This window comes from Scytonema sp. HK-05 (assembly GCF_963872035.1).
Taxonomy (GTDB): Bacteria; Cyanobacteriota; Cyanobacteriia; order Cyanobacteriales; family Nostocaceae; genus Kalymmatonema.
Genome location: NZ_CAWMYC010000127.1, coordinates 15,659 through 35,277 on the forward strand (window position 1 = coordinate 15,659; position 19,619 = coordinate 35,277).

The 19,619-nt window shown below is 43.5% G+C and carries 24 protein-coding genes and 3 pseudogenes; 17 read left to right on the forward strand and 10 right to left on the reverse strand.

Going from position 1 to position 19,619, the window contains the following annotated elements; translation table 11 throughout:
* Positions 1-1,092: 1,092 nt before the first annotated feature.
* The 13 genes and pseudogenes from AACT52_RS27945 to AACT52_RS28000 all read left to right on the forward strand — a co-directional run bounded on the left by AACT52_RS27945 (position 1,093) and on the right by AACT52_RS28000 (position 7,445).
* Complete coding sequence (locus AACT52_RS27945; protein ID WP_073634103.1) at positions 1,093-1,284, forward strand: helix-turn-helix domain-containing protein; 192 nt, start codon at positions 1,093-1,095, stop codon at positions 1,282-1,284.
* A gap of 12 nt (positions 1,285-1,296) precedes the next feature.
* Positions 1,297-1,611: pseudogene (locus tag AACT52_RS27950) on the forward strand (helix-turn-helix domain-containing protein); the annotation flags it as partial.
* A gap of 298 nt (positions 1,612-1,909) precedes the next feature.
* Positions 1,910-2,089, forward strand: a complete 180-nt coding sequence (locus AACT52_RS41540; RefSeq protein WP_083630576.1) for a hypothetical protein — start codon at positions 1,910-1,912, stop codon at positions 2,087-2,089.
* 33 nt (positions 2,090-2,122) lie between these two features.
* Positions 2,123-2,326, forward strand: a pseudogene (locus AACT52_RS41545) (transposase); the annotation flags it as partial.
* Between the two features lie 996 nt (positions 2,327-3,322).
* Positions 3,323-3,646 carry a transposase gene (locus AACT52_RS27960; protein WP_083630578.1) on the forward strand — a complete coding sequence of 108 codons (324 nt, stop codon included), beginning with the start codon at positions 3,323-3,325 and terminating at the stop codon, positions 3,644-3,646.
* On the forward strand, positions 3,643-4,407 hold the full coding sequence (locus tag AACT52_RS27965; protein ID WP_073634105.1) for an SDR family NAD(P)-dependent oxidoreductase: 765 nt from the start codon (positions 3,643-3,645) through the stop codon (positions 4,405-4,407). The genes AACT52_RS27960 and AACT52_RS27965 overlap by 4 nt, the downstream gene beginning before the upstream one ends.
* Positions 4,408-4,639: 232 nt before the next feature.
* A complete protein-coding gene (locus AACT52_RS27970; protein ID WP_073634106.1) occupies positions 4,640-4,894 on the forward strand; it encodes a zinc ribbon domain-containing protein in 255 nt (84 codons plus the stop codon).
* 205 nt (positions 4,895-5,099) lie between these two features.
* A complete protein-coding gene (locus AACT52_RS27975; protein WP_339375007.1) occupies positions 5,100-5,666 on the forward strand; it encodes a quercetin 2,3-dioxygenase in 567 nt (188 codons plus the stop codon).
* Between the two features lie 115 nt (positions 5,667-5,781).
* Positions 5,782-5,868: pseudogene (locus AACT52_RS27980) on the forward strand (catalase); the annotation flags it as partial.
* A gap of 157 nt (positions 5,869-6,025) precedes the next feature.
* On the forward strand, positions 6,026-6,754 hold the full coding sequence (locus tag AACT52_RS27985) for an IS4/Tn5 family transposase DNA-binding protein (RefSeq protein ID WP_083630582.1): 729 nt from the start codon (positions 6,026-6,028) through the stop codon (positions 6,752-6,754).
* Between the two features lie 37 nt (positions 6,755-6,791).
* A complete protein-coding gene (locus AACT52_RS27990) occupies positions 6,792-6,995 on the forward strand; it encodes a hypothetical protein (RefSeq protein WP_073634109.1) in 204 nt (67 codons plus the stop codon).
* Positions 6,986-7,156 (forward strand): transposase, encoded by a 171-nt coding sequence (locus AACT52_RS27995; protein WP_143172898.1) that lies wholly within the window; start codon positions 6,986-6,988, stop codon positions 7,154-7,156. The genes AACT52_RS27990 and AACT52_RS27995 overlap by 10 nt, the downstream gene beginning before the upstream one ends.
* Positions 7,157-7,220: 64 nt before the next feature.
* The gene (locus AACT52_RS28000; protein WP_445263931.1) at positions 7,221-7,445 is read left to right on the forward strand and encodes an IS4 family transposase; all 225 of its coding nucleotides are present in this window, start codon (positions 7,221-7,223) and stop codon (positions 7,443-7,445) included.
* A 124-nt stretch (positions 7,446-7,569) separates the two neighbouring features.
* Here the strand turns inward: AACT52_RS28000 and AACT52_RS28005 are convergent, their stop codons facing one another.
* Positions 7,570-8,835 carry an aspartate aminotransferase family protein gene (locus AACT52_RS28005; RefSeq protein WP_073634111.1) on the reverse strand — a complete coding sequence of 422 codons (1,266 nt, stop codon included), beginning with the start codon at positions 8,833-8,835 and terminating at the stop codon, positions 7,570-7,572.
* Between the two features lie 139 nt (positions 8,836-8,974).
* Between AACT52_RS28005 and AACT52_RS28010 the strand changes: the two genes are divergently transcribed.
* Both AACT52_RS28010 and AACT52_RS28015 read left to right on the forward strand, forming a co-directional pair.
* Positions 8,975-10,039, forward strand: coding sequence for a potassium channel family protein (locus AACT52_RS28010; protein WP_073634112.1), 1,065 nt, complete (start codon positions 8,975-8,977; stop codon positions 10,037-10,039).
* Positions 10,040-10,222: 183 nt separating this feature from the next.
* On the forward strand, positions 10,223-11,233 hold the full coding sequence (locus AACT52_RS28015) for an NAD-dependent epimerase (RefSeq protein ID WP_073634113.1): 1,011 nt from the start codon (positions 10,223-10,225) through the stop codon (positions 11,231-11,233).
* 22 nt (positions 11,234-11,255) lie between these two features.
* Here the strand turns inward: AACT52_RS28015 and AACT52_RS28020 are convergent, their stop codons facing one another.
* The 3 genes from AACT52_RS28020 to AACT52_RS28030 form a co-directional block, all read right to left on the reverse strand.
* Positions 11,256-11,816 carry a methylmalonic aciduria and homocystinuria type D protein gene (locus AACT52_RS28020; protein WP_073634114.1) on the reverse strand — a complete coding sequence of 187 codons (561 nt, stop codon included), beginning with the start codon at positions 11,814-11,816 and terminating at the stop codon, positions 11,256-11,258.
* 532 nt (positions 11,817-12,348) lie between these two features.
* A complete protein-coding gene (locus AACT52_RS28025; protein ID WP_041035271.1) occupies positions 12,349-12,555 on the reverse strand; it encodes a hypothetical protein in 207 nt (68 codons plus the stop codon).
* Positions 12,556-12,632: 77 nt separating this feature from the next.
* Positions 12,633-12,755, reverse strand: a complete 123-nt coding sequence (locus AACT52_RS28030) for a hypothetical protein (protein ID WP_272937121.1) — start codon at positions 12,753-12,755, stop codon at positions 12,633-12,635.
* 130 nt (positions 12,756-12,885) lie between these two features.
* Between AACT52_RS28030 and AACT52_RS28035 the strand changes: the two genes are divergently transcribed.
* Positions 12,886-13,038: a lmo0937 family membrane protein gene (locus AACT52_RS28035; RefSeq protein WP_096549466.1), complete on the forward strand. Its 153-nt coding sequence runs from the start codon at positions 12,886-12,888 to the stop codon at positions 13,036-13,038.
* Positions 13,039-13,116: 78 nt separating this feature from the next.
* On the opposite strand, the gene AACT52_RS28040 is transcribed toward AACT52_RS28035, so the two are convergent.
* The 6 genes from AACT52_RS28040 to AACT52_RS28065 all read right to left on the reverse strand — a co-directional run bounded on the left by AACT52_RS28040 (position 13,117) and on the right by AACT52_RS28065 (position 18,610).
* On the reverse strand, positions 13,117-13,866 hold the full coding sequence (locus AACT52_RS28040) for a DevA family ABC transporter ATP-binding protein (protein ID WP_073634115.1): 750 nt from the start codon (positions 13,864-13,866) through the stop codon (positions 13,117-13,119).
* A gap of 146 nt (positions 13,867-14,012) precedes the next feature.
* The gene (locus AACT52_RS28045; protein WP_073634116.1) at positions 14,013-14,828 is read right to left on the reverse strand and encodes a class I SAM-dependent methyltransferase; all 816 of its coding nucleotides are present in this window, start codon (positions 14,826-14,828) and stop codon (positions 14,013-14,015) included.
* 37 nt (positions 14,829-14,865) lie between these two features.
* On the reverse strand, positions 14,866-16,032 hold the full coding sequence (devC, locus tag AACT52_RS28050) for an ABC transporter permease DevC (protein WP_073634117.1): 1,167 nt from the start codon (positions 16,030-16,032) through the stop codon (positions 14,866-14,868).
* A gap of 32 nt (positions 16,033-16,064) precedes the next feature.
* Positions 16,065-16,427, reverse strand: a complete 363-nt coding sequence (locus AACT52_RS28055) for a DUF2834 domain-containing protein (protein WP_073634118.1) — start codon at positions 16,425-16,427, stop codon at positions 16,065-16,067.
* A gap of 286 nt (positions 16,428-16,713) precedes the next feature.
* Positions 16,714-18,000 carry an ABC exporter membrane fusion protein gene (locus tag AACT52_RS28060; RefSeq protein WP_073634120.1) on the reverse strand — a complete coding sequence of 429 codons (1,287 nt, stop codon included), beginning with the start codon at positions 17,998-18,000 and terminating at the stop codon, positions 16,714-16,716.
* Positions 18,001-18,016: 16 nt separating this feature from the next.
* Positions 18,017-18,610, reverse strand: coding sequence for a TetR/AcrR family transcriptional regulator (locus AACT52_RS28065; RefSeq protein ID WP_073634121.1), 594 nt, complete (start codon positions 18,608-18,610; stop codon positions 18,017-18,019).
* Positions 18,611-18,749: 139 nt separating this feature from the next.
* Between AACT52_RS28065 and AACT52_RS28070 the strand changes: the two genes are divergently transcribed.
* Positions 18,750-19,538, forward strand: a complete 789-nt coding sequence (locus tag AACT52_RS28070) for a tryptophan-rich sensory protein (protein WP_073634122.1) — start codon at positions 18,750-18,752, stop codon at positions 19,536-19,538.
* Positions 19,539-19,619: the final 81 nt, after the last annotated feature.

A 19,619-nucleotide genomic window follows, 5' to 3' on the forward strand; every position in this document is an offset into this window, starting at 1 on the left:
CAGATACTTGCTTAGGGGCGTAAAGCCTTGCGTTCATCAAGTCGTGGGATGAGTACTGTTATTTTCTCCTGTAGGCTAAGGAGCAGAGAACAAGAGAAGGGGAATTGAGAAATAAGGTAAAGGCAAAAAGAGAATAAAAAGTTAACTTTTCGCCTTTGCCTTTTACTGAGGTATGCGGCATTAAAGAAGAGAAATACTATCATTAGTATTATTTCGCTTCAAACCTGTCTTTACCAGCGAAGATCCACACGTTAATGTTGAACTTAAGGCTGTTGATAAAGTTTTCTGAAAAATAGTTTTACCCAACCGCGGAAACAGCGTGTATTCTCAATTGCGCAAGAACATTGTAATGCTATAGGAATCCGGTTTGATTTGTGAATTGACTCGTAGAGGTAGGCAACAGGCAACAGGCAACAGGAAATAAGGGAGGTAGAGGTGTACGGATTTTACGCAGGCGATTGCACTGTTGCGCAGTGCCCCGAATCGCAATCGCACGACCTGTTTTGCCAGTCGAGGGAAAAACCTGCACAAAACGCAAGGGCCCTATTACGATTAATCGTTCTGCGCTGCACGAATACTCGTGGAGGCAGCCAAATCAAGCAGGATTTTTAGAATAAATTCTCAATTATCCTAAAAATCCTGCTTGATTTGGTGAGACAGAGAAAGCAGGCGGGTCTCCCACGCCCAGAGGACTGCGAACCCGAAGGGCGAGGGCCCTTGCGTTTTGTGTAGATAAATGCGTCGTCCTTTAAGTAGGTGCAGGTAAATAAACTAAAAATAACTGTATGCTGATATAGTTATTTAAGAGAAACGTGTGCTAAGAATCAGCTCGTTGGTAAGTAATGATGATGATTATAAAGATGAAGAGCGGCAGTTGCGATCGCCAACTACAATATATGACAGTAAAATCTTGTCTAAAGTCTTAACTAAAAAGCTTTTAAGGGTGAAGGGGTGAAGCACGATACGCCCTTCACCTTCCTATATGATGATCATTATATTTAAGTTCTAAGCAGAGCTAACTGTAATTGTTTTGAGAGTTTCAAGTTTTGGGATAATTAGGTTGAGTTGCAGATGTTGTTACTTTGTAAAATCATGCCAGCGCCCTTAAAAGTTGACTTGACACCTCAACAAGATGAACTTCTACGATTAGTATCGCAAGCAAACGATATATCGCCAAGAACTCGTTGCCGTGCTACAGCACTACGGTTATCAGCACGCTCATGGACAGTGAGACAAATAGCAGAATACTTAAAATGGAATCCTCAGACTGTGCGTACACTTTGACATCGATGGTATAGAGGCGGATTCGATAGTTTGTGGGGTGCTTCGCGTCGAGGGAGACGTTGCCGATGGCAAAGCCAAGACATAGAGTATTTAGAAGAAAAACTTTTAACTGAGCAACGTACCTACAGCAGTCGTCAGCTGAGGGAACTTCTAAAAAAGCATCGACAGGTGAATTTGAGTGAACATCAAATTCGAGAAATTCTCAAAAAGCGAAAGTATATCTGGAAACGGACAAGAGCTAGTACCGCAAGGCGGAAGTCACGCATTCACGCATTCACGCATTCAAAAGTATTATGGAATCGGCTTTTTGGGGATTTTAAATGGTGATCCAGCGCTATGCAGGAGGGTTTCCCGACCTAGGCGACTGGTGAACCCGAAGGGTTGCTCTATTTACGCCATAGTGTACTAGTAACAAAAACAAACAAAATCAAACAAGAAAGAATTATAAACAAGCAGACTTTGATATAGCACAGTGCTAGCCGCTTGTGGAAAAATGCGAATTAAATATTTAGATGAATCCGGCTTTAGTGGTTGATCAAGTGTTAGTTAAACTTGGGCAAAAAAGGGAGTACAAAAATGTTTATTTCAAAGAAAACGCCGTCCTAGAAGAATCAGTATTTTAGGAGTGTTTCAGCCGGGAGTCAGTTTTGAGTATGGTTTGGCAGTCAAGGGAATTAGTAGCGCTAGTTTTATAAAAATCATGGAGTCACAAGCTAAGAGCGCCCATACATGGTGGCATATGACACAACAAGACACAGTTATTGTTCTAGACAATTACTCAATTCATAAAAGTACTGCTGTTTAAGCAAAAACTCAACAGTGGGAGCAGCAGCATCTTTTCTTATTCTATTTACCAGAATACTGTTGTGAGTGGAATCGGATTGAGAATGAGTGGCATCAAATCAAAGAACATGAAATAGCTGGACGTATGTTTGAAGATGAATATGAGTTGGCAATGGCAGTGATTGCAGCTGTGGAAGAACGAGGTCGAAAAAACGGTTATGCCTCCCAAAGATTCCGCTTTCATAAAATCAGTACCTGATAATGTTACGAAGTTAGTTAGATTCAATATTCAATTCACTAGTAGGGAGTTATAATTATAAACCTATTTAGTACATCATAGCCTCAGTCTGTGTTTGGAACGAAAATATTTCTATGAAGCTATCTATTAAGTTCTGTTTATTATTGACGGAAATCTATTTGATTTGAGAACAACAAAGACAATCTATTTTAAATATACATATTATCTATAATGCTCATCAAATAAGAGGGGGGTGAAGGGCGTATAGTGCTTCACCCCTTCACCCTTAAAAGCTTTTTAGTTAAGACTTTGGACAAGATTTTACTATCATATATTGTAGTTGGCGATCGCAACTGCTGTTGGCATCTTTATAATCATCATCATTACTTACCAACGAGCTGATTCTTAGCACATATTTCTCTTCAATAGCTATATCAGCATACAGTTATGTTTAGTTGATTTACCTGCACCTACTTACCACTTTTTCTTGTGCAGCCGATACGGCTTAAGCCGTTGCCTTCGGCATCGCACTCCACGTATTGCAAGGGTAGTCGATCTTGCTGTGTGCCAGTTGCGTAAGTCCTGGTATAGTACTTTGGCTCTGAGTCAGCAATTTGCTCTAAGATTACTCGGGTAGATATTTTCTGTTTTATTCAAATCCTTAAGTTCTTCCTTAACTTGTTAATGTTTACTAGTTATAAAGTTTATAAACTATGAAAATAGTTATATCTTTCGTGCCTATTTAAGGTATGCCTGCATATGAACGATAATCTCTTCAATATGGCTAGACTCCTAAGATGCAGATTTTATAACGCTTACAGAGCAAGGCGAGAAGAAAGTGAAGAATGCAGGTGCATCTTTCAAAAGTTGCTAGCGGCGATTTTCGCGGCTAGTCAGAGGCTCATATCTTGCACCTAACCGTATATATCCGTACAATATAAAAATCTGCACTCTAATCGCTACATGATTTATATTGGCTTTTATCGCGGTCAGAAAGGATTTTTGGTTTAGTACTGAGTGACTAAAAGCCATCAATTTTTCTTGGTGCAAGTTGTGAGTAGAGATATTTTGACCGACCAGCAGTGGGAGAAGTTGTTATTGCTACTCGCTCTACAGAAACCAAGAACAGGACGCCCAAATAATGACCACCATCAAGTCATTAACGGAATCTTATGGATTTTACGTACAGATGCATCGTGGCGAGATTTGGCCCAAGAGTTTGGCTCTTGGAAGACAGTATCAAGTCGCTTTTACCGATGGCAGAAAGCGGACATCTGGGAAAAAATTTGGGAATATTTACAGCCAATTTGCGGATACAGCTTTAGGAGAAGTTCAAAGTGAAAAGACTGGAAGGAAAAGTAGCTATTGTTACTGGGTCGAGCCGTGGTATTGGAAGAAGTATCGCCATGAAGTTGGCGCTTGAAGGCGCTCAAGTAGTCGTCAATTACAGCAGTAGCCTTGGTAAAGCAGAAGAAGTTGTCAACGAAATCAAGAAACAGAACGGCGAAGCGATCGCAATTAAGGCTGATATGAGCGATGTAGCCCAAAGCGAGCAATTAGTTGCACTAACTGTCGAGAAGTACGGCAAACTGGACATTCTTGTCAGCAATGCGGGTATCGAACATTTTGGACCATTTGAAGAGGTCACACAAGAGGAATTTGACAAAACTTTTGCTGTTAACACACGAGGACAGTTTTTTGCTATGCAGAAAGCAGCCAAGCAGATGAAAAATGGTGGACGACTGATCTGCACTTCGTCCATAAGTGCAAGCAAGGGTTTTGTTAATCATTCTGTTTACGGCGGTAGCAAGGGCGCAATCGAAGCATTTGCTCGCAATTTAGCAGTTGACCTTGGTCCACGCGGAATCACAGTCAACGCGATCGCGCCGGGAGCAACCAAAACCGATATGTACGAACAGAACGCGGCTCTCTATCGCGATCCAGATTCAAAATTGTCCGTTGATCAACAAATGAAGAAGTTTTCGCCTTTAGGACGAGTTGGAACGCCGGAAGATATCGCCAATGTAGTTGCTTTCCTTGCTTCTGACGAAGGTGGATGGATTACCGGGCAAGTGATTCATATCACCGGTGGAATGGCATAGGAAGAGTCAGGGTAAGGGTAAGAAAAGCCAGCCCTTAGGGCTGGTAAGAAAAGCTTACCCAAAACCCTTAACCTTTACTAAACCTTAGCTTGTTGACCACTGTATTGAACATCAGATTGGTGTAGTTGTTTTTGGGTGGAACCAAGGACAACGACAAGAAGCACAACTTGGTAGAACAACTCAATCTTTTGTACAGATACCAACAGCAAAACTCAAAGAACGAGTAAAGCAATTGTGCGAGTACTACGGTATCAAATTTGTTGAAACTGAAGAATCCTACACTAGCAAATCGTCTTTTCTAGATGGTGATTTTCTGCCTACTTTCGGCGCAAAACCTGAAGGGTGGAACAAGAGCGGAAAACGAGTTAAACGCGGGATGTACCGCACTGGTACAGGAAAACTTATCAACGCTGATTTGAACGGTGCAGCAAATATTCTCAAGAAAGTAGAGACACAATTAGGTTTAAGCCGGAGTCTTGGTCTGTAGGCAAGTTTTGACCCTTGCTACCAGATTTCGTATCTGGGAAACCAAAACTAAAAAGCCCAGAGGGATGGCAATAGATGCTCCCTCGTAGCAAGAGTTTAGAATCCCTGCGGCTTTAGCCGCAGGGAGAGGTCAAAAAAGTTTATATTCATTTGTTTAATAGCACTGACCTACTTATATGTGTCGAGTGTAGTGAAGAAGGTTATTCGTGGAGAATGATATGCACAACAGTAACAAAGCGAAACCTTATTTTGTAAGTTCTACCGACGCGCCTGCCTTCTGGCACGTAGATATCCTCTGGTTCATGCTCGCCACTGGCGACCAGACAGCAGGACAGTATTCGTTAATGGAGGAACTTTGCCCAAAAGGCTCGGGTGCTCCGCCCCACATACACGAGTGGCAGGACGAGGCGTTCTACATAATAGAAGGAGAAGCTACCTTCGTTGTTGGAGAGCAGACCATAAAGGCATCGACGGGAGCGTTTGTTTCGATTCCGCGTAATACGGTACACAGCTTCCGCGTTGACACTGAAACAGCGCGTGTTCTCAACTTCTACGAGCCGGCAGGATTTGAGCAGGTGGTGATGGAACTGGGAGTGCCCGCCACAACACGTACTCTGCCACCTTTAAATCTGCCAGAGATGAACTCACATAAGGTGCAGGAACTCTTCAAGAAATACGGCATGAAAACCGTCGATGCTCCCGACATTCTCCGGGAGCCGCCGGGTGAGCCAACATGCCTATCCTCTGATTCCCATCGGTCGGCTCGTTCTTGACGCCGTCTTGCGAAGAGAAAAACAGCAAAGCTGAGGTGTTGATCGTCAAGCCCCCTCGTTTACGCGTGGTAAATACGCTCGTGCTGTTTTTCGCTCGCCGGGACCTCGTGACCGCAATCCCCAAAACTATTTTGCAGAAGTGGAACAAGCTGCTTTTTCCCCTGCTAGTGTTGTTCTGGACTTTATACCAATTCAAAATTGAAATCCCTATAACCGAAATTGGGGGCTTGAAACAAGGACGCCTTTTTTCCTCGCGCTATGCGTCTCGGAAAAAATCTTTTTACCAAAAAACTGGGTCTAAAGCCCTTGTCATTACCAACATTTTTTAAAGTGGTAGTGGGGGAGTTCTATATGAGACAATGATGTTGGAAAACTTTACAGATGTCCGGAGTTGGGCACAGGCGCAGTGGGGAGCAGCGCAGTTGGGAGATAGCCGACGTACAAAACGAGCGAGAGTGCTTCGCACACGCTTCGCGAACGCCATCGGCGCAGCAATGGCAGAAAATCCGCAAGCGAGTCTACCGGATATCATGCAGGGTTGGAATGAAATTAGAGCGGCGTATCGATTGTTTGCAACTGAAGATGTGACTCACGCCGCCTTGCTCGAACCACATATTAACTTGACGACAACAACGGCTGAGAATCACCAAGGCAAGGTTGTACTGTTTGTTCAGGATACAACCGAACTTGATTACACACACCAAAAACAGGTTCAAGGGTTAGGACACATTGGTGATGGTAAGGGAAAAGGAATCATGCTACATAGTTGTCTTGCAATTGTACCGACACCAGCAAACCCTCTAATTTTGGGACTAGCAGGACAAATGCCGTGGTTGCGTGGATTTGACAACAATGATAAAGCTGAGGTTGTCCCAGAACTGTTGAGAACTGATAGTGAAGGCGAGATTTGGGCAGAGATGGTTGAATCTATTGGCTGCGCACCTGCACCAGAAACGGGTTCGCAGTGGGTGAGCGTGGGAGATAGAGGTAGTATTTTCGTCTTATCTTCGACGATCTCGCGCCAAAAACTGGCAGTGTTTGCTACGCATCACTCAAAACCGTGTAATTACGCAACCAGATGGCACTAAAGGACATCTTAAAGCCTTTGCTCGTTGTTTAGAACCAATGGCAGCAAAGACAATTGCACTGCGTGGTCGTAACGGTGAACCCAAACGTGATGTGTACCTACAGGTTGCTTGGTCATCACTAACGATTCAACCACCTGCAACTGGTTGTGAGCGAATCTTCAGCCCATTCCAGGTTGGTGGATTCGTTGTTGGGAACCTGATGGCGATTTGGAATGGATTCTGTTTACTACCGTGCCTGTGACTGATGCTTGTGACGCCTTGATACAACTCGATTGGTACAGCACACGTTGGTTAATTGAGGAATATCACAAGTGTCTTAAAACTGGTTGCGCTCTGGAAAAGCGTCAACTCGAACAAGCTACTTCTTTGGTGACATTACTTGGCTTTTTTGCGATTGCCTAAGTGCGATTGCTACAGCTACGTTCCCTAAGCCGCACTCATCTATCATGCCAAAGCTTCTTTTTTTGTGCCAAAAGCCATGTTACAAGTTCTCGTCGCCCGCTTGCGCTTGTCTTCCCCTGAACTCACCCTTGCCGAGTTTTGGGTGGCGATCGCTCGTCTTGGTGGTTTTTTAGCACGCAAAGCAGATGCCCTTCCTGGTTGGCAAACTTTATGGCGAGGTTGGATGCGATTACAAGATATGTGCTGGGGGGCTGATTTTGCCACCCAGTCACTACAAAGATGTTGGTAATGACAAGGGTTAAAAACACAGGGGTTCTCGCGCTCCCATTATGTTTTGATAGGGGAAAAAGAGAAAAGAATGAAGATAGAAGAAAAAAGAAAGAATAAATTCTTCTCTCTTCATTCTTTTATCTTCACTCTTTTGTCACAGCCGCCATTGCTTTGTCAACAGCTTGTAACGCTTGCTCTACTTCTGCCTGTGTCACAATTAAGGGTGGCACAAACCGTACGACTTTGGGACCTGCTGGAACGAGCAATAAACCCTCATCTATCCCCGCTTTGACAACGTCCGCCGCTGTTAACTGGGTATCTGGGTTCAACACCAAACCATTGATCAAACCCCAACCGCGTACTTCGGTGATGTGATTGGGGTATTTTGCGGCGATCGCCCGCAAACCATCTCGCAACTGTTCACCCCGATCCTGTACATTTTGCAAAATGTTCTCCCGTTCCAAAGTTTGGCAAACGGTGAGAGCAACTCCACAGGCAAAAGGATTTCCGCCAAAAGTGCTAGCGTGCTCTCCTGGTTGGAAAACATCGCAGAATGATTTGCACATCATTGCCCCGATGGGGATACCACCGCCCAAGCCTTTGGCGCTGGTGAAGATATCCGGTTCAACGCCAAGACACTCGTAACCCCATAACTTGCCGCTGCGTCCCATACCGACTTGCACTTCATCGAAAATGAGTAAAACGCCAGTTTCATTGCAAATCTGCCGTAACTTTTGGAAGTAGGCAAGATCCCCTGGTCGTACGCCGCCTTCGCCCTGCAATGGTTCTATCAAAATTGCTGCCACGCGGTAATCGCCTTCATCCAGTTCGCTGATCGCTGCTTCCACCGCACCAATATCATTGTAAGGCACATAGTGGAAACCAGGCATCAAAGGTTCAAAGTTCTTTTGATACTTCGGTTGAGCTGTGGCGGTAATTGTTGCCAAAGTCCTTCCGTGGAAACTGTCGCGTGCCGTTAAAATGATTGGTTTTTCAATTTGTAGTACTGTGTGTGCGTATTTTCGCACCAGTTTAATTGCGGCTTCATTAGCTTCTGCCCCGGAGTTGCAGAAGAATACGCGTTCAGCACAGGAATGTTGCACTATCCACTTTGCCAACTCTCCCTGCTCAGGGATGTAGTACAAATTAGAAACGTGGTGTAGCTTCTGTATTTGCCGTGTCACTGCTTCCACCAAAGCAGGGTGGGCGTGTCCGAGAGTGCAAGTGGCAATCCCAGCCACAAAGTCGAGATATTCTCGCCCCTGTGTATCCCAAACACGGCATCCAGCGCCCCGTTCTAGGGCTATAGGAAACCGTGCGTAGGTGGACATGACAGCTTGATTGAAACTATCTGTGTCAAAGGGGCTAGACGCTATCGTCGCTTGTTCAACCAGAGTTTGTATGCTCACTACTGACTTAACTCCTAAAAACTTGTCATCTTATCGTTGGTTGCTGGTTTCTATGAGAATCTGGAAAAAAATCTTCTTACAAACTTCATATTAAGCTAGCACTCAGATATTCTCAAACGAGTGGTGATGGGAAAAAACTGTGTACTCAACACTTGAGCAAAAATATCAACGTATCCAGCAAGAGTTAAAGGCGGGGATTATCGCCCTTGCTGGTGTCTTCCTGATTGGCACTTTGTGGTATCGATTTGTGGAGCATTGGTCTTGGGAGGACGCAGCTTACATGACTGTCATCACGTTGGCGACTGTTGGCTACGGTGAAACCCAACCGCTAGGACCGAGAGGAAGATTATTTACCATCGCCTTAATTTTGATGGGAGTTATCAGTATTGGTTACATTGTGAACAGATTCACAGAAGCTGTCATTCAAGGTTACTTCCAACACGGAATTATAATACGACAACAGAGGCGTTTAATGGAATCCTTAGTAGAACATTATATCATCTGTGGATTTAGCCGGACAGGTCGCCAAATTGCCATAGAATTTCGGGCAGAAGGCGTTCCTTTTGTCATTATTGACTCGCGTTTAGAATCTGTACAAATCGCCCAAGCTCAAGGTTACGTTGTATGCCAAGGAGACGCGACTCTGGATGAAACATTGTTTAAAGTTGGTATTGAACGGGCAATTTGTATCGTTGCGGCACTTCCTTCAGATGCTGAAAATTTATACGTAGTTTTATCAGCGAAAACATTGAATTCAAAGATTAGGGCGATCGCCCGCGCCAGCACAGAGGAAGCTTTACAAAAATTACAACGTGCCGGCGCAGATGCCGTCATTTCTCCCTACATCACTGGCGGAAAACGTATGGCGGCAGCAGCCCTCAGACCCGAAGTCATGGACTTTGTAGACGGGATCATCTCTGGTACGGACCGACAGTTGTACATGGAAGAATTTTTGCTAGCTCCTGGTGTTTGTCCTTTTATTGGTCAAACTTTAGAAGAGGCACAATTACGAGCGCAAACAGGTGCCCTGCTTTTGGCAATTCGCCGCGCCAATGGTGAACTCATCGGTGGTCCTACAGCTGAAACGGTCTTTATGCCGGGAGATGTTCTGATCGCTATGGGGACAGCCGAACAGCTGCGCGCACTCAACCAAGTTTTAGGACCTATTCGTTCTAAGAAGTTGCGACGACCTCGTAAGGGTTAGTTTATAGGAGAAAGGGAGGGTAAGAGGGAGAGAGGGTAAGAGGGAGGGAGGGTAAGATGTAGGAACGCAACTTGGTATTCATTTATTTGGTATAGCGTTATTGATGATCCTTCGACAAACAGCACACCCCTACTTCGGTGAATGAATATGATGTCTATTATGGACTTTTGAGTGGTGTTAACGATGAGGGTACTGGTTACTGGTGTTGCTGGATTTATTGGCTATCACTTAGCACAGCGTCTTTTGCAACAAGGAATCGAGGTCATAGGGATTGATAATTTGAATGACTATTACGATGTCAACCTAAAAAAAGCTCGTTTGGCGCAGCTTCACCCGCAGCCTGGGTTTACGTTTCAGTTTTTAGAGTTGAGCGATCGCCCCAAAGGGGGACGCCCAGACGGCGATCGCCTTGAGATTGCTCAACTCTTTCAAGACTACAGCTTTGACTATGTCGTTCACCTTGCTGCCCAAGCAGGCGTGCGCTACTCTTTGCAAAACCCTTGGGCTTACTTAGATAGCAATGTTACAGGCTTTGTTAACCTCTTAGAAGGATGCCGACAAAGTCAAATCAAGCACTTGGTATTTGCTTCCTCAAGTTCTGTTTATGGTGTCAATACCAAAGTTCCCTTCGCCGTCAGCGATCATGTTGACCACCCGATTTCGCTGTATGCTGCAACCAAAAAAGCAAATGAATTGATTGCCCATACTTATAGTCATCTCTATCAAATTCCCACAACCGGGCTGCGCTTTTTTACAGTTTATGGTCCTTGGGGAAGACCCGACATGGCGTATTTCAAATTCGTGAAAGCGATAGAAGAAGGTAAGCCCATAGATGTCTACAACTTCGGCAAAATGCAGCGAGATTTTACCTACATTGACGATGTCATTGAGGGCGTCTTGCGGGTGATGCTCAAACCACCTGAATCCAACACAGCGAACAGTAATGCCCGTTACAAACTTTACAACATCGGTAACAATAATCCTGTGGAATTGATGACGTTTATTGAGGTGCTAGAAAAGGCGCTTGGCAAGAAAGCAGTGAAAAACCTATTACCGATGCAACCCGGAGATGTTCCCGCAACTTATGCTGATGTAGATGACCTGATGCGTGATGTTGGATTTAAGCCCAGTACTCCCCTTGAGCAAGGTATAAATTCTTTTGTGCAATGGTATCAAGAGTACAAAAAATTATGAAGTCTTCATCCTTTATTATTCTTCAGTCTTCAGTCTTCATTTTCCAACCATGCAAGGGAGCTATGCTCCTGATCACCCATTCGATCAAGAATGGGGGAGCTTGTGAGATCAAAATGCCGGGATAAACTGCCATTCCCCAACTGGGATGGATGAGCACGCGGCATTTGTTTTGAATGACTGGGTAGCGCAGTAAAGCTTTCACCGCTGCAGTGTCGTCGTGCAAAATTTTCCCCGGACGCGAAAGCAAAGGATAGCCTGTGCGGGGGTCGATCACGTCTGTTAAATAGTTGCGATCGCGCAGATTAAAGGCAACATCACAACCAAATCTCATAAACTTTTCCCGCAACCGTTCTTTTTCTGTCTCAATTTCCGGGGTACTTTCCACTAATTCATATCCTGATTGCTGTAAAACAATCACGACCCACAAAGAAACTTGTTTTTTCCAATCTGGTAATATCTGCTCGCGGTTGGCACAGATATACTGACTAGGAGAATGAATTGAAATTTGAACAGCTTGTCCCGTTTTGCCAACCAAATGGATGGGAGAGCCTGGAAGAGCAGTGTAAACTGTTGGATAGTTCACTCAACTTTCTTTCTTTTTTACAAGTTTTTTTTTCAATTCATCTTTTGTACCGATGATAACTCTTAAATAGTCAACAAACACATCTATTTTCCATAATAGATTAGTTTATTTGAAGCTTTTCTAATATTATATTATTTTCTTAATATTTCTTTAACCTTATCTTCGCTCATATTCTGATATACCTGCTGTGGTTGTGCCAATATAGCGGTAAGAACCCGGAGTAAGGTACACCAAAGAAATAATGAACCACTTATGCAACAATAAATAAAAGTTTTTCCTCTGTCTTCCACCCTCTTGTAAGGGGAATGAGGGGGGTGGACACGAGATTTATAATTACTTTGTTCAATTGAGTTGCGCTATAGAAACTAAGGCAGTAGAGGCGCAGTGGCTTGCGCCCCTATAGGAATCGGTAAAAGAAACGAAAAATTAAGAAGAACGCACAATACAGTTGCGTCCCCACAAATAAAATATGTTCTATTTGGCAAGGAAAGAATTCTTTTTTTCCCGATACCGTAAGGAACGAATATAACTGTTAATCCAGCTTTAAAGCATTGACTGGAACGTCATCCCAAGAATTGACCGTCCGCAATCGCGCCACCCAACCCCATGCCTTTTGCTCTTCAGTCAAATTTTGCTCAAAGGACTGATGGCAATCTTTGGCTTGAGACTCGTTACAGCAAGCAATACAAGCATGAATCATGCCGGATGAATCAATTTGTTCATTTACCCAAATGGTCATGACTTATTCTCCTTAAGAACTCAAGCTGAAAAAGCAATATGCCATCCTAGAATACTATTAGAGTCATGAAATTGTTGTCAAAAGCCGTGGTAAACAATGGCTAAGAGTGGGTGGCAATAGCTCCGTGTTGCTCCCGCTACCTCACGCAGGCGATCCATAACTGCTACCACCTGACTATGACTAAAATCATCGGGTTGCACTTTCGCTCTAATTGCCTCGTTGGATACAACAGGGACGAGTGTTGTTAAAAATTTGTGTCTAAATTATTTTTTGTGGTCAACTAAAAGTACTCTGGTAGAAATCCTCTAGTTGGAACGGGAATCAAAAATTATGTTGGGCATACTTTGGGGTCTTGTCGTTCTACTGTTTGCTTTTTGGGTATTAGGGTTGGTACTTCATATTGCGGGGAATTTAATTCATATAGCGCTAGTTTTAGCTATTACTCTTGCTATCTATAATTTTTTCAAAGCGCGTGATGTGTAGGTGTAGCAACTTGCTTGCCAGAAATGGCATTATCGCCTCTTGACGCAAGTTTCAAGTCGTGGGAGGCGTATGAGCGCATTAACCCACCTTCGCAGCAGCATCTACACCATCGCTGACGAGACGACCATCTTCCATATACACAATGCGATCGGCTATATCAAGAATACGGTTATCATGAGTCACCAGCAAAATTGTACAGCCTTGTTCTTTCGCTAACTTCTGCATCAATTCCACAACATCACGCCCAGATTTTTTATCGAGTGCAGCAGTGGGTTCGTCTGCTAGGACTATCTTTGGTTGACTAATCAGGGCGCGGGCGATCGCCACCCGTTGCTTTTGTCCACCTGATAAATTCTCTGGGTAGTAATCTGCACGATTTCCCAAACCAACACTCTCCAACATCATAACTGCTTGAGCATCCATGTCCTGATCTAAAAACTCGTCATGTAACTCTAACGACATCCGGACATTTTCTTTCGCTGTCAAAAATGTCATGAGGTTATGTGCTTGGAAAATATAGCCAACTTGACGGCGAATATCTCGCAGCTGCTTTTTACTCGCACGACAGATTTCCTGTCCTAAAATCTTTAAACTTCCTTCTTGGGCAGAACGTAGTCCTCCCATAAGAGTCAACAAAGTTGTTTTTCCTGAACCTGAAGGTCCAGTCATAATCACAATTTCACCAGAGTAAATATCTAGGTTGATATCAAATAAGGCTTGTTTGCGAAGCGTACCTTCACCAAAGTAATGATTGAGGTTACTGGCAGAGATGACGGGTTGAGTTGTGACTAAGTGAATTGAGTTATGAGAAGAAGTTACTTTTTTCATAGTTTGTTCTCGATGTGAATGTTATTGACTAACTGCCTAGGATTTGCGTAACAATTAGACTTCTTGCATTCATTCCAAAAAAAAGAAGAATTAACCACAGATGGACACAGATGGACACAGATGGAACTCACATTCCGCAATCTTGTCTATTCATCAGAAAATCTCAACCTGGCAACAAGCGCAGGTGGAATTTGGGTAAAGTTAGACCAACTGTAAAAGCGAGTGTTAGAAGGATGGTCAGATGGAAAAGCAGGTTCTTCCAAGCCATCCAGCACAAACCCAGCACGGAATGCTGCACCTAATAGGACGTGCAACGGTCGATGAAAGTACAGATGTGGTTTTGGTTGATTTTCAAGTGCTAATCCTTTTGTGGTGGAGGGTTGTAGATACCCAGACACTTTGACTGAGTATTCACTCACAAGCTGACCTTCACAATCCTTGACTTCTGCAGCCATACTGACATATGTGTTGTTGAAGCAAGGATGCATCACGGCAAAGACGAAGCAACCTCCAGGTTGTAGTAACTTTGTCAGTGCCCGTAGCAGGGGATCAATTTCTGCCATGTCCATAAGTGCCATCGCGGATACAGCAGCATCAAAGGAACGTTCCCCCAGCCCAAGTAAAGCTGTCTCATCCGTAGCATCTAGAACGTGATACTCAATTGATGTTTCATGCTGTTGAGTTCTCCTGCGGGCAGAGGCAATCATCTCTTCGGCAAAATCTATTCCTACCACCTGTGCGCCCAAGCTGGCTAATCTGCGGGTTGTCAGCCCATTACCACAGCCTATGTCCAAAATGCGAGTGCCTGTTTTTACCTCCAGCAGCCTTTCGATCGCTGGACGAATCAGTACTTGATGAAAGTCGTTCCCGTCATCACCCATGCGGGCGTCCCAAACAGAAGCGTTACTGTTCCACGCATCACGAGTTTCATTGTTCAATGCATTTGTCGAGTCATTTGACATTGATGTCTACCTTGAACATAATTTCTGTCATCACTCACTAAAACACATCTGCAGGGTCGGCAGATTGTAACTTCCGCATCGCGACTGCCCCAGAAAAGCTGCACATCACTATCGTTATGATAAATACAGTAATTGCACGGGCAAGCGTCATGGCAATGGGTAGCAGTGTTGCCGTGTATGTCAACTGGTAGAGTGCGATCGCAATCAAAAATCCAGGCACATACCCCAACGCCGCCAACAGCAATGCTTCTTGAAATAAGACACCGAGAAGATAGCCGTCGCTATAGCCCATTGCCTTCAACGTGGCATATTCTGGTAAATGGTCGGAAACATCACTGTAGAGAATCTGGTACACAATCACGATTCCCACAATAAATCCTACAATCACACCAAGTCCGAAAATGAATCCAATCGTCCCTTGGCTTTCCCAGTAGTATTTTTCCACCGCCGCAAAACCTTCTGGTGTTAAAACTCGCACATCTGGTGACAATTCTTTAGCAAGCTGTGCTTGGACTTGAGTTGGATCGAAACCAGGTTTGAGTTTAATTAAACCGACTTCTATTTGATTGGGTTGACGTTCTGGAAACAATTTCAGAAACGTTGAATCACTCGTAATCACATTACCATCAGCTGCAAATGAAGCACCAATGGTAAACAGCCCAGTGACTTGAATGTTCTGATTATTAAGTTCTGCTTCCAGCGTTCCGTGCTTTTGCACACCGTCGGCTACAGCCCCGTACTCTGGACGTCCAGCACGGTCAAACAATACTCTATTTAAAAGTTTAAGATGCGTTGCATTTTGCTTCACTTCTGGCAAATTCAAGCTAGGAGCGTCTGGCTCAATTCCCCAAATCAAAATGGAGCGGTTAATCCGAGTTTCTGGATTTTTCCACTGTCCCAAACTGATGTAGACAGAACTCACCGACTCAACGCCTTGATGACTCAACGTTTGATAAAGTCGTTCACGAGAAAAGCTTTTGACAGAGAACAGGGTTTGAAGTTGGGGATTAGTCATCACCAAATCTGCTTCTAGCAGGCGATGAGGCTGTGTCGCACTGTCAAAAAGTGCATCTTGAAAGCCCATTTGCACAAATATCAGCATATCTGCAAAGGCAATACCTGCTACTGCCACTGCTAGACGAGTTTTTTCTTTCATCACCTGCCGCAATGCCAGCGGGGTTCTACGAAGCCATTTACGAAACATTTCAAAAAACTCCTTGACACACTAAGATCGGCTTAGATTCCCGACTTCTTCAAGAAGTCGGGAATCTTGTTGTTTACTGTTGTTTCTTCAAGTTTGCGTTGTCGCATAAGGAGAAACAAAGGCAAGCCCAAAGAAACACCAACTAACAAATTACTTGCAATATAAATCCACAAATTTTGCATCTTCAAACGCGAACCTTCCCAATAGACAAATACCCACAGAACCAGTGATGAGACAATCACATCCATACCAAAAAATGCGGAAATTCTGTTAGTGAAAAGCTGTTCTACGAAAAGGTTCACATCCAGCCCATGTTCTAAAAGAAAGGGAACAAATTGTGAATACGGTAAAACAGTACCTAAGATGCAAAGAATTAAGTAGATAGTTTTCAGCATTTTGATACCTTTTCTCTAGTTAATTCAAAAAAGCATGTCATTCATGAGCGATAGAATGCTTGCAAAGTCGATCCTGAAGTAAGCCATCAAAAAACGATTTTTTTCTCTATTCCTTTTGACACCGTTTAAGTATGTGAGTCTACAAGCTGTAATTGCCAAAACTGTCCAAGGATAAGTTTTCCTGAGAATTCGGATTCGAGACGTTTTACACAGCATTTTTTAGAAATCTCCTCCTTGTCACACCAATCTATAACGAACATCCGTTATATTTTTTCCCAATGAAAATTTACAGTTCAATCGCTGTCTGCACTTGCAAGTTGGTCAAACCTGCAACTCGCTTGCTATCTTCCGGTGTGAGGCGAATTTTCACCTCGATGACTCGCTTATCCAGATTTTCCCCTGGTTGATTACTGAAAACGTTCTGTCGGTTAACCTGCAAGCCAATGAGCGAAACGGTTCCTTGCAATTCTCCGTTGAACCCTTGACCTTTGACAACTGCTTTTTGTCCAGTTTTCACTTTACTAATGTCGGATTGATAAACTTCTGCAACAGCAACCATTTGCTCAGTTTGCCCTAAGTCAGCAATGCCAGAGTCACTTATTTTTTCTCCAACTCGCGTATGAATTTTCAGTATCCTTCCTGCTGTTGGTGCCTTGATATAAGCTTGTTCCAAGTCAGTTTGTGCGCGTTTGACAGCTGAAAAAGCATTATCCACTTCCGCTTGCGCCGCTTGCACATCCACAGGACGAACTTCCGCAATCTTATTCAGGGTGGCGTTGGCTTCTTTAATTTGCTTGACACCAGTAATATTAATTCTTTGTAGCGCCACGTTCGCTTCACGAACTTGTTTGCTAGCAGTGGTATTAATTCGGTTAAGAACTGCTTTGGCTTCGTTGAGTTGCTGTTGTGCGCTTTCTAAAGCCAAGCGTTTGCTATCAAATAAGGAACGAGATTCGGCTCCTTCTTTGTATAACTGCTGATAGCGTTGATCTTCGGCTTGAGCATTGTTGAGTTGCGCCTCAAGTCTGCGAATTGTTGCTTCTTGGGCTGTCCTGTCGCCTAGCCACTGCGCTTCTAATCGGGCGATCGCTTGTTCTTGCGCGAGTCTATCACTTTGCAACTGCGCCTGCAATCTCTCTATGGTTGCTTTTTGAGCAACGATTTCCCCAGATTTCGCCCCAGCTTTTACTTGTGCGAGTTTGGCTTGAGCCATCTTAACTTGCTCTTGTGCTTGCGATAGAGCATCTTGGAGTTTATCTCGTGAGTCGAGAAGCGCCACAACTTGTCCAGCTTTTACATTGTCACCCTCTTTGACAAGCAGTTGAGCTATGCGATCGCCATCCAATGCTAGAGGTGCAGACAAGTTAATCACCTCAGCTTCCGGTTCGAGTCGTCCTAATGCTGTGACTTTTTTTACTGGAGGAGCAGTTTCCACTTTAGGTGCGGGTTTTTGACTAACCATCCCATATTGAGAAATGCCATAAAAAACAATTCCACCTGTGATTGCAGTTGCACCTACAACTAGCCCAATTAACCATCGATTCCCAGGTTTTGATAATACTTTAACATTCATAAATTTTCCTCACTCATTAGCTGTTAGCAGTATGATTCGATAGTTGTTTTTCTAAATATGCCGTTAGCATTTTGCTCAACAAAGCAAATTGTTCGGTAATAGAAACCATTTCATTATCCATAAGTCGCTCTAGGATTAAGCCATCCATCAGACTAAAAATAAACCAAGCTAGCACTGGGTCTTGAATGCCTAAAATATCACAGATTGTCTGTTCATATCGCTTCGTTGCACGTTGAAACGCATTACTACCCTGCATTTCCTTAGAGTCTTGATGCTGACAAAAATCAACTTGTAAATAAGTCCACTTAATGTAATAATTTTCGTTTTTAGCTAAAAATTTTCCTAAAGCTTCCATCCGTTCCGGCAAAGTTTGCTTTCCTTCCAACTCAGCCTTTGCCAGCAACACATCTCGCTCACATATATCTTCCACCAATTGCTCAAATAACGCGTGTTTACTAGGAAAATAGTGATACAGCGTCCCAGTAGAAACACTTAACCCTTCAGCTATTTGGCGCATGGTAATGGCAGCATAGCCTTTCTCAGCGAATAAGTCAAAACACTTACTGAGGAGTTCTTTGCGGTATTGATCATGGTCAACAATCTTTGGCATCTCTCGGTTTACTTATTTTTTTATATCGAACGTTTGTTATATTAAACTTATGCTCGTTGCTTCTGAGTTGTCAAGCTGCAATAAAGAAGATGTAAGCTAGAAGCACAACAGAGTATCTATAAGTGGTGCAATAGTAGCTATGCAGCAATCCAACTCTAGCTATGACCAAGATTTACTGCGACAGCTTGTGACCCTAGCTGCAATTATCGGCGCTTTTGTCGTCAATGTCGTGTCGAATATTTTTCCCTTAAATGGACTCAGTATTGGTGAAATTTCTAACACTCTGTTCAAGAACGTGCAGATTATTCCTGCTAACTACGCCTTTGCTATTTGGGGATTGATTTACCTTGGTCTTTTTGCATTAGGAATCTACCAAGTTCTGCCAAACCAAAGGCATGATTCCGATTTACGTAAAATAAGCTACTTGCTAGTGATTGCTTGTTTTGCCCAAAGTATCTGGGTTTATCTGTTCCTGTCCCGGCTTTTTGCTCTTTCGGTCGTAGCAATGCTAGGAATTTTGCTACCTTTGATGACTATATATGTACGGTTAGGGATTGGCACAAATCCTGTATCTCGTTTAAAGAAGTGGTGCGTCCACATTCCTCTAAGCATTTATCTAGCGTGGATTAGTGTAGCAACGATTGTGAATGTGGCGTGTGCGTTGTATTTTGTGCGTTGGAATGGTTGGGGAATTTCTGCCGAAGTATGGACAATTATTTTGTTGCTAGTTGCAGCCGCAGTTGCTACGTTCATGACTGTCCAGCGCCGAGACATTGCTTATACAGGAGTCACAGTTTGGGCAATGGTAGCAGTTGCTGTGAAACATTGGGACAACCCAACGCTAAGAATAGTGGCTTTGCTATGTGCAGTTGCGCTTATTTTACTCATTTTTGTAAAAAGTTCGCGCACACAGCTTTTGAATGGTTAATAAAAAATTCACGTAAGAATATAATATACTTTAATAATATTGAATACTCATATAATAAAGTTATTAATTTGGAACATCAGA